Origin of the sequence: Streptococcus pseudopneumoniae (assembly GCF_001072925.1) — a bacterium.
In the GTDB taxonomy this organism is placed as follows: Bacteria; Bacillota; Bacilli; order Lactobacillales; family Streptococcaceae; genus Streptococcus; species Streptococcus pseudopneumoniae_Q.
This window is the reverse complement of sequence record NZ_JVHE01000041.1, coordinates 1-8,137: the sequence shown is the minus strand read 5'-3', so window position 1 is coordinate 8,137 and position 8,137 is coordinate 1. Positions and strand designations below refer to the sequence as shown.

Sequence of the window (8,137 nt, the reverse complement as noted above, 5' to 3'; positions counted from 1 at the left end):
CGGGAGCAATGGAGTCACTAATCAATGTTTTTGTACTCTCAAGATTTAAGTAACTGTACAACGGCAATCTTGTATAGATTGTTTTAATTGCTGTTTTTGTACTCTCAAGATTTAAGTAACTGTACAACTGCTATTGATATCGAACTTACCTAAATGGTGTTTTTGTACTCTCAAGATTTAAGTAACTGTACAACCATGATTCCCAAAAGGTTCAAAACTAGCAGGTTTTTGTACTCTCAAGATTTAAGTAACTGTACAACAATAGTTGATGTCAGTCAGAATATAGTAAGGTTTTTGTACTCTCAAGATTTAAGTAACTGTACAATTATCTGCAATAAAAAAACAGTGCCAATCACTGTTTTTCTTGTAGTTTATAGGCATAAACAGTCATGCTGATAGCGTGTTTTAAACGCATATTCATGATATCTGATACACCATTTTTATACTTATCCACTGCCTGAATAGATACGCCACAGTTTTTGCTGATAGCATAGGCTGTGGCATTCTCTAAAAGCCAGCGGATAGCTTTAATATCTACTGACATATATTACCTCATAAAATACCGAACTGCAAATAGGAGTAGAAGAAGTCCAATAACAAATTCAACTTTTTCACGCTTTGTGGTTTTTTATGTTACAACACCCAAGTTCGAATGGCATGAGCAACGCCTGATTCGTCATTAGATTTAGTGATGTATTTGGCGATTTTTTTGAGTTCTGGATTTCCGTTTTCCATAACAACGGGGTTACCAACAACTTCAAGCATGGCACGGTCATTTTCCTCGTCACCGATAGCCATAGTTTCATCCTTGTTCAAACCGAGTTTCTCAGCTAAGTGAGTGATAGCTGAACCCTTGTCTACACCTTTTTTGAGAAGTTCGAGGTAGAAAGGAGCAGATTTGTTGATAGAGTAGCGGTCGTAAAATTCTGCTGGAATCTTTTCAATAGCAGCATCGAGAATTTCCGGTTCATCGATAAACATACACTTGACGATTTTCTTATCAGCCATTTCTTCAGGTGTACGATAGAAGATGGGCATGCTGACAAGGGTTGATTCGTGAACAGTGTATTTTCCGATATTGCGATTGGCTGTGTAGATGCCATCCTTGGTAATAGCATGCATATGGACACCGAGCTTACGACTGAGGAATTCCATATCTAGATAATCTTCATAAGTCAAGGATTCGCTGATAATTTCATGTCCTGTAGCGGTTTCTTGAACAAGGGCACCGTTGAAGGTAACAACGTAGTCCCCTTCATCTCTTAATTTCAAGTCATCTAAAAGTTTGGCAACTCCTGCGATAGGGCGACCAGTTGCAATCATAACTTTGACACCAGCTTGTTTGGCATCTTGGATAGCAGAAAAGACTTCAGGAGTGATTTCCTTTTGGCTGTTGACTAGGGTTCCGTCAATATCGACGGCAATTAGTTTAATACTCATATAGTTCCTCTTTTAGTTTTTATTGGGGTAAAATGATCATTTTCAATCAAGTGTAAAAATTGTTGGGTGATGCTTGCAAAGATGCTGTTTTGGTCCAACATTTCTTTTGGGAAATAGAAACGATTATCTCCGTGGCGACTGCCAGCAAGGGATTGAACGATAGGAGAAAGGCTAGAGAGTTCTGCTAGTTCTCCATTTTTCTGTAAAATCTCAATCTGTGTTCGTGGGTTTTCAGATTCAGGGCGATAGATATCATAAGGAAGGTCAAAGTTCTTATGGATAGCTGTGTAATAGTCAGGGTCAAAGCCGATGTCTTCTACCAGTTTTCTCATAGATGCAAGCTGTTCTTGATCTTCTTGTGAAAAGGTGATAGATTTAAAAACCTTGCGATTGACAAAACGTTGTGACAGGTCAGCTAAAATCTTGTCAGAACTGGTCATCCATAGTTGGAAATAGGTATTCATAACTCCGTCATCCAAAGATAGATAGTCAGCTAAGCTAACATTTTTTTCGAAAAATGGCAGTAGATGTGGGGATGTAAGTGTAAAGAAGTCCTTGTTTCCTGGATAAAGTTCTTTAGCACGTTTCAAAAGATTCTGCAGAAGTACTTCCATAGCACGTGTTGCTGGATGGAAATATACCTGCATATACATTTGATAGCGACTAAGAACATAGTCTTCGATGGCATGCATCCCGTTTCGTTGAAAAGCAATTCCGTTTTCGATAGGGCGAATAACTCGTAAGATACGTGTTAGGTCAAATTCCCCATAAGAAGCCCCTGTAAAATAGGAGTCACGTAAGAGATAGTCCATGCGGTCTGCATCAATTTGACTCGAAATCAATTGAACCACCTGCTTATTTGGATAAGTATGGTTTATAACGCTAGCTACCTTTTCTGGGAAATCTGGAGCTACCTGTAAAAGAACCTGGTGAATCTCTGTTTCGGGGCTTTGGATAATTTCCTGCGTAATAGCCTCATGATCGGTATCAAAGAGATTTTCAAAGGTATGCGAGTAGGCACCATGTCCTAAGTCATGAAGGAGGGCTGCAGTCATGGTTAAGAGGGACTCGGAAGGATCCCATTCTTTAGGATACTTTTCCTCAAAAATCTCTGTGATACGGCGTGCAATCTCGTAAACACCCAGACAGTGAGAAAAGCGACTATGCTCTCCACCATGAAAGGTGTAACTGGATGTTCCGAGCTGCTTGATACGACGAAGCCGTTGAAATTCTTTGGTATTGATTAAGTCATAGATAATCTGATTATCAACATGGATATAATTGTGAACAGGGTCACGAAATACTTTTTCATTCATAAAACCATTATAGCAAAAAGCCACAGTTTTTGGTAAAATAGTAGGATAAGAGTGAAGAAAGAGGACTTGAAGTGAAGATTAGAATGAGAAATACCATCCAATTTGATGAACAATTGGAAGTGATCGACCAACTTTATGACGTTGAGTTACGTGAGAAAGGTGATTTTTCCTATCTCCTTTTTTACAATGAAGAGAAGGAAAAAGTGCTACTCAAGTTTAATGATACAGAGTTGGTGATGTCTCGATTTTCCAACCCTAAGACCATCATGCGTTTTCTGAAGGAAGCTGATAGTTTAGCCTATATTCCTACACCAATGGGGATACAGGAGTTTATCATCCAAACAAGCCATTATCAAGTTGAACAACAAAAGATTGAACTAGCCTATCAACTACAAAACAAAGAAGGAAATCCATTTGCAAACTATCGCTTAGAAATTACCTGGGGGTAAAAAGTCGGTGGAGGAGAGATTAGTATATAAAGTTTCGATTTCCTAGTTCCAAATCAGCTAGCAGGCAAAATATTTTTACTAATAAAAAATGAGGTTGGGATTTTTATCCCAGCCTCTATTTGATATATAGTTCTTGATTTTTCAAAACAATTTCACGTACACTTGCAAATTTCTTTAGTTTTTTGATTTCTTCGGGATGAGTTACAAGTGTGATAACATAGCCCTCTTTGCCCATACGACCTGTACGTCCAGCACGGTGAGTATAGGTTTCAATATCTCTAGGGACGTCAAAGTTGAGCACACATTCCAGGCTATCAATGTCGATACCACGAGCTAGAAGGTCTGTCGCAAGAAGTAGTGTTAGCTGATTATCTTTGAATTTTTCTAAGATAACTTTTCTAAATTTGACGTTGACATCGCTAGCTAGTGAAACAGCTAAAACATCACGATACTGCAATTTTTCCTCAGCACTTCCAAGATCTGACAAGCTATTGAAGAATACCAGTCCGCGGAAGTCTTCGACATGTGCCAGTTTTCTAAGCATATCTACTCGATGACGTTGGTCTACTTGCATGTAGAAGTGTTGAATGTTGTCCAACTTTTGATCAGAGAGGTCGATGGTGCGCGTGTTAGGCGCAATCTTATCTTGGTCAAACTTGGTAGTGGCACTCATGTAAATAAGTTGGTGGTCGCGAGGTGCGTAGTGAGTAATCTTTTCTACAAAGTGGATTTGAGAATCATCTAGCAACTGGTCAAACTCATCAAGTATGATAGTCTCCACATTCATCATCTTGATTTTTTTCAATTTGATCAGTTCGAAGATACGACCGGGAGTTCCGATCAAAATTTCTGGTCCTTTTTTTAGTCGTTCAATTTGGCGTTTTTGACTCGAACCTGACAGGAAGAGCTGAGCAGTCAAGCCAATAGCTTCACCCCAGGTTTTAGTTACCTCAAAAATCTGACCAGCCAGTTCAGTATTTGGTGCTAAAATCAATAGTTGTTGCGCTTTTTTCTTTTGGAGACGAAGAAGACTTGGTAGGAGATAAGCTAACGTTTTTCCTGTTCCTGTTGGACTGACTCCAAGGAGGGTTTGACCGTCTAAAATCGGATCAAAAAGCTGAGTTTGAATGGGGGTGAATTCTTGAAAGCCGAGTTGTTCGGTTAGCTCTTGCCATTCTTTAGGTAGTTTGGTTTTCATTTTTCTGCCTCAAATCTAATGCCAGCAGTCTGGCGCATGGTGTAGAGTAGCTTATGGACGTGTGTTGCATCATCCAACCAAGCTTGGTAAAGTTCTAGGTTTGGCTGCTTGATCATGTTTGCAAAAGCAGCGACCTCCTCGGTCATGGTATGAGGTGCTTGCTGAATAGGTAGATGTGTTTCATTACCTTGATGATCAGTGAAAATAGCTGAGAGAACATGTTCAATAGTGTTGAGTGTCAAGGTTCCATCTGTTGTATATATTTCGCAAGGCTGATTAGAAGTAATATTTTTACCAGCCTTGATATGGACTTGATAACCGGGATAAGATAAGATACCATCTCCGTTTAGATCAATAGTGTTGTCAAGTTGTTGAGCTTGATAGGTCGCATCGAGTGCTTTTCCAAATAAGCGAACCGCAGCATAGATTGGGTAAATACCTAAGTCCATGAGAGCCCCACCAGCAAAACGGTCTGAAAAGACATTCGGAGTATTTCCAGAAAGAAGGTCTGGCATCTTAGAAGAATACTTGGCATAGTTAAAATCTGCCCCTAAAACTTGCTTGTCTGCAAGAAAGTCTTTAATTGTCGCAAAAGCATCTTCGTGATAGTTTCTTGCTGCTTCAAAGATAAAACATTGATTTTCTTGAGCTGTTTCAACTAAATCCTGCCATTCTTGTGGTTGAGTCACCGCTGGTTTTTCAAGGATAACATGCTTGCCAGCAGATAAGGCAGCCTTGGCTTGAGAATAGTGCAAAGAATTTGGACTTGCGATATAGACAACATCAAATTCAGACTGGAAGAAATCCTCTAAATTATCAAATAGACTAACATTTTGATAAGGACTAGTAAATTGCTGAGCAGTCGTGAGCTTTCTTGAATAAACAGCCACTAACTGGAATTCCTGACTAGTATGAGCAGCTTCTATAAAGTGGTGACTGATTGCACCAGTACCGATAATACCAAGTTTTAGCATGAAATCTCCTTTTCTACAAGTAATGACTGCTTTCATTATATCACAGATAGACTAAACTAGCCAAAGGGAGACAATTCTTTTATTTGATACTTCGAATTTTCATCAAAAAATGGTACAATAGATTCAGAAAAAATAGGAGTGTAGTATGAGATTATTACCTATGAGAAAAATTTCTCGTCATTCAAAAAGATTGGCGCTTTTTTTGACTTTTTGTGCGGGCTATGTAGATGCCTATACCTTTATCATACGTGGGAATACTCTAGTTGCAGGTCAAACGGGGAATGTCGTTTTCCTTTCCGTTGGTCTCATTCAAGACAATGTTTCAGATGCCAGTGTCAAGGTAATGACCTTGATTTCCTTTATGATAGGTGTTTTCCTCTTGACAGTCTATAAAGAAAAGTTACGGATTGTAAGAAAACCAATTCTATCCCTTATTCCACTAGCAATTTTATCTTTGATTATAGGATTTGTTCCCTTGACGGTTGATAATATATACATAGTACCACCGTTAGCATTTTGTATGGGACTTGTAACAACAGCATTTGGAGAAGTTTCAGGAATCGCATATAACAATGCTTTTATGACTGGTAATATCAAACGAACCATGTTAGCATTTGGGGAATATGTTCGCACAAAACATACTCCTTTTTTACGAGAAGGTCTTATCTTTGTCAGTCTACTATCTAGCTTTGTTCTCGGAGTTGTTGTATCAGCTTATCTGAGTATTTCTTATAAAGAAAAAACAATTTTAGGGATTCCAATCATGATGAGTATTTTTTATCTAAGTATGCTTTTTGCATCTTGGAGGAAAAAAGTTGGAGAAAAAGTTTAAATTCGATGATTAATACTTGTCAAAAATTAGGAATCATGCTATACTTGAAGAGTTGACTATGCACAATCCTGTGCAACCGCACGAACATCGTTGCTCGTCGTATAACAAATTTAAACTTCGTCATTATCGCCTTGCCTAACATAAGTTATGTCTTCGGCTCAATTCCTAGTTTATTCTTTGTTATACTTAGAGCTCTTCTTTTAAGTGGTTCGTCCCACGATGCTAGGCGAGTCTTCACAAAAATATGGGGAAACCCCAAAAAATCATAGGAGGTGCATAATGAGCACATACGCAATTATCAAAACTGGCGGAAAACAAGTTAAAGTTGAAGTTGGTCAAGCAGTCTACGTGGAAAAATTGAACGTTGAAGCTGGTCAAGAAGTTACTTTTAACGAAGTTGTTCTTGTTGGTGGTGAAAACACTGTTGTCGGAACTCCACTTGTTGCTGGAGCTACTGTAGTTGGAACTGTTGAAAAACAAGGAAAACAAAAGAAAGTTGTTACTTACAAGTACAAACCTAAAAAAGGTAGCCACCGTAAACAAGGTCACCGTCAACCATATACAAAAGTTGTCATCAACGCAATCAACGCTTAATTTTAAGGAGAACACATGATACAAGCAGTCTTTGAGAGAGCCGAAGATGGCGAGCTGAGGAGTGCGGAAATTACTGGACACGCCGAGAGTGGCGAATACGGCTTTGATGTCGTGTGTGCATCGGTTTCTACGCTTGCCATTAACTTTATCAATTCCATTGAGAAATTTGCAGGCTATGAACCAATCTTAAAATTAAACGAAGATGAAGGTGGCTATCTTATGGTTGAAATTCCCAGAGATCTTCCTTCACATCAGAGAGAAATGACTCAGTTATTTTTTGAATCATTTTTCTTAGGTATGGCAAACTTATCGGAGAACTCTTCTGAGTTCGTCCAAACCAGAGTTATCACAGAAAACTAACACGGAGGAAAACATTATGTTAAAAATGACTCTTAACAACTTGCAACTTTTCGCCCACAAAAAAGGTGGAGGTTCTACATCAAACGGACGCGATTCACAAGCAAAACGTCTTGGAGCTAAAGCAGCTGACGGACAAACTGTAACAGGTGGATCAATCCTTTACCGTCAACGTGGTACACACATCTATCCAGGTGTAAACGTTGGACGTGGTGGAGACGATACTTTGTTCGCTAAAGTTGAAGGCGTAGTACGCTTTGAACGTAAAGGTCGCGATAAAAAACAAGTTTCTGTTTACCCAATCGCAAAATAAAAAGGTCCAGTGAACCTTTTTATCCCGAGCCTTGAAATGTAAAGGCGAGGAAGCTAGAAGTAGCATTAAATAAGGCTTTCCGAGTTTTCGGAGAGCCTATTTTTTTGTTTTGATACCCATTTTGGTACCCAAAATGATTTTTATGTAAAACTTTTGTACAATATCATAGGTTTAATTTTTTATGGCTCTTTGTCAACTGTAGTGGGTTGATGAAAAGTTATAACCTGGAGAGGACCAAATTGGTTCTCTCCTTTTTGATGTTCAAAGCAATGAGGATTCTAGTTTTGAAGTTTTCAAAGTTCCGGAAGCCAAAAGCATTGCGCTTGATGACCTTGATGAGGTTATTAGTAGCTTCTAGTTTCGCGTTTGAGTAGGGCAGTTCTAGTGCGTTCATAATCTTGTCCTTATCTTTCAAAAAGGTCTTAAAAACGGTTAGAAAGATAGGATTTACACAGGAAATTGTTTCTTCAATCAGATCAAAGAAATGGTTCGCTTGTTTCTCTTGAAAATGAAAGAGTAATAGTTGATAGAATTCATAGTGCTCTCTAAGTTCTTGAGAGTATGCAAGGAGCTTTTCAAGAATCTCATTATTAGTCAAGTGTGAGCGAAAAGTAGGGCGATAAAAACGTTTATTACTAAGTTTACGGCTATCCTGTTGAATGAG

General features: G+C 38.7%; 11 protein-coding genes and 1 CRISPR repeat array. Of the genes, 5 read left to right on the top strand and 6 right to left on the bottom strand.

Annotation, left to right across the window (positions count from 1 at the left end; translation table 11 throughout):
- Positions 1–25 precede the first annotated feature (25 nt).
- Positions 26–326: direct repeats of the CRISPR family, unit length 37 nt; unit sequence TGTTTTTGTACTCTCAAGATTTAAGTAACTGTACAAC.
- 26 nt (positions 327–352) lie between these two features.
- From ADH81_RS01860 to ADH81_RS01850, 3 genes are all read right to left on the bottom strand, one after another.
- Positions 353–544: a hypothetical protein gene (locus ADH81_RS01860; protein ID WP_049526091.1), complete on the bottom strand. Its 192-nt coding sequence runs from the start codon at positions 542–544 to the stop codon at positions 353–355.
- A gap of 89 nt (positions 545–633) precedes the next feature.
- Positions 634–1,440, bottom strand: a complete 807-nt coding sequence (gene yidA / locus ADH81_RS01855; RefSeq protein WP_049526089.1) for a sugar-phosphatase — start codon at positions 1,438–1,440, stop codon at positions 634–636.
- On the bottom strand, positions 1,437–2,756 hold the full coding sequence (locus ADH81_RS01850) for an HD domain-containing protein (RefSeq protein WP_049526086.1): 1,320 nt from the start codon (positions 2,754–2,756) through the stop codon (positions 1,437–1,439). Before ADH81_RS01850 ends, yidA begins: the two co-directional genes overlap by 4 nt.
- 71 nt (positions 2,757–2,827) lie before the next feature.
- On the opposite strand from ADH81_RS01850, the gene ADH81_RS01845 reads away from it, so the two are divergent.
- Positions 2,828–3,205 (top strand): DUF1934 domain-containing protein, encoded by a 378-nt coding sequence (locus ADH81_RS01845; protein ID WP_152904368.1) that lies wholly within the window; start codon positions 2,828–2,830, stop codon positions 3,203–3,205.
- 115 nt (positions 3,206–3,320) lie between these two features.
- Here ADH81_RS01845 and ADH81_RS01840 read toward each other — a convergent pair whose 3' ends face one another.
- Together ADH81_RS01840 and ADH81_RS01835 are read right to left on the bottom strand one after the other, a co-directional pair.
- Positions 3,321–4,403: a DEAD/DEAH box helicase gene (locus ADH81_RS01840; protein WP_049526083.1), complete on the bottom strand. Its 1,083-nt coding sequence runs from the start codon at positions 4,401–4,403 to the stop codon at positions 3,321–3,323.
- Positions 4,400–5,377, bottom strand: a complete 978-nt coding sequence (locus ADH81_RS01835; RefSeq protein ID WP_049526081.1) for a Gfo/Idh/MocA family protein — start codon at positions 5,375–5,377, stop codon at positions 4,400–4,402. Before ADH81_RS01835 ends, ADH81_RS01840 begins: the two co-directional genes overlap by 4 nt.
- Positions 5,378–5,522: 145 nt before the next feature.
- Here ADH81_RS01835 and ADH81_RS01830 point away from each other — a divergent pair, with 145 nt between their 5' ends.
- From ADH81_RS01830 to rpmA, 4 genes are all read left to right on the top strand, one after another.
- On the top strand, positions 5,523–6,209 hold the full coding sequence (locus tag ADH81_RS01830; RefSeq protein WP_049526079.1) for a YoaK family protein: 687 nt from the start codon (positions 5,523–5,525) through the stop codon (positions 6,207–6,209).
- Positions 6,210–6,488: 279 nt separating this feature from the next.
- Entirely contained in the window at positions 6,489–6,803 is a 315-nt protein-coding gene (gene rplU / locus ADH81_RS01825; RefSeq protein WP_000109141.1) for a 50S ribosomal protein L21, read from the top strand.
- Positions 6,804–6,818: 15 nt separating this feature from the next.
- Positions 6,819–7,163, top strand: a complete 345-nt coding sequence (locus ADH81_RS01820; protein ID WP_049526077.1) for a ribosomal-processing cysteine protease Prp — start codon at positions 6,819–6,821, stop codon at positions 7,161–7,163.
- Positions 7,164–7,179: 16 nt separating this feature from the next.
- Positions 7,180–7,473: a 50S ribosomal protein L27 gene (gene rpmA / locus ADH81_RS01815; protein WP_000916509.1), complete on the top strand. Its 294-nt coding sequence runs from the start codon at positions 7,180–7,182 to the stop codon at positions 7,471–7,473.
- 217 nt (positions 7,474–7,690) lie between these two features.
- Here the strand turns inward: rpmA and ADH81_RS01810 are convergent.
- Positions 7,691–8,137 (bottom strand): ISL3 family transposase (locus tag ADH81_RS01810; protein ID WP_049526075.1); only part of this gene is annotated, 447 nt, incomplete at its 5' end.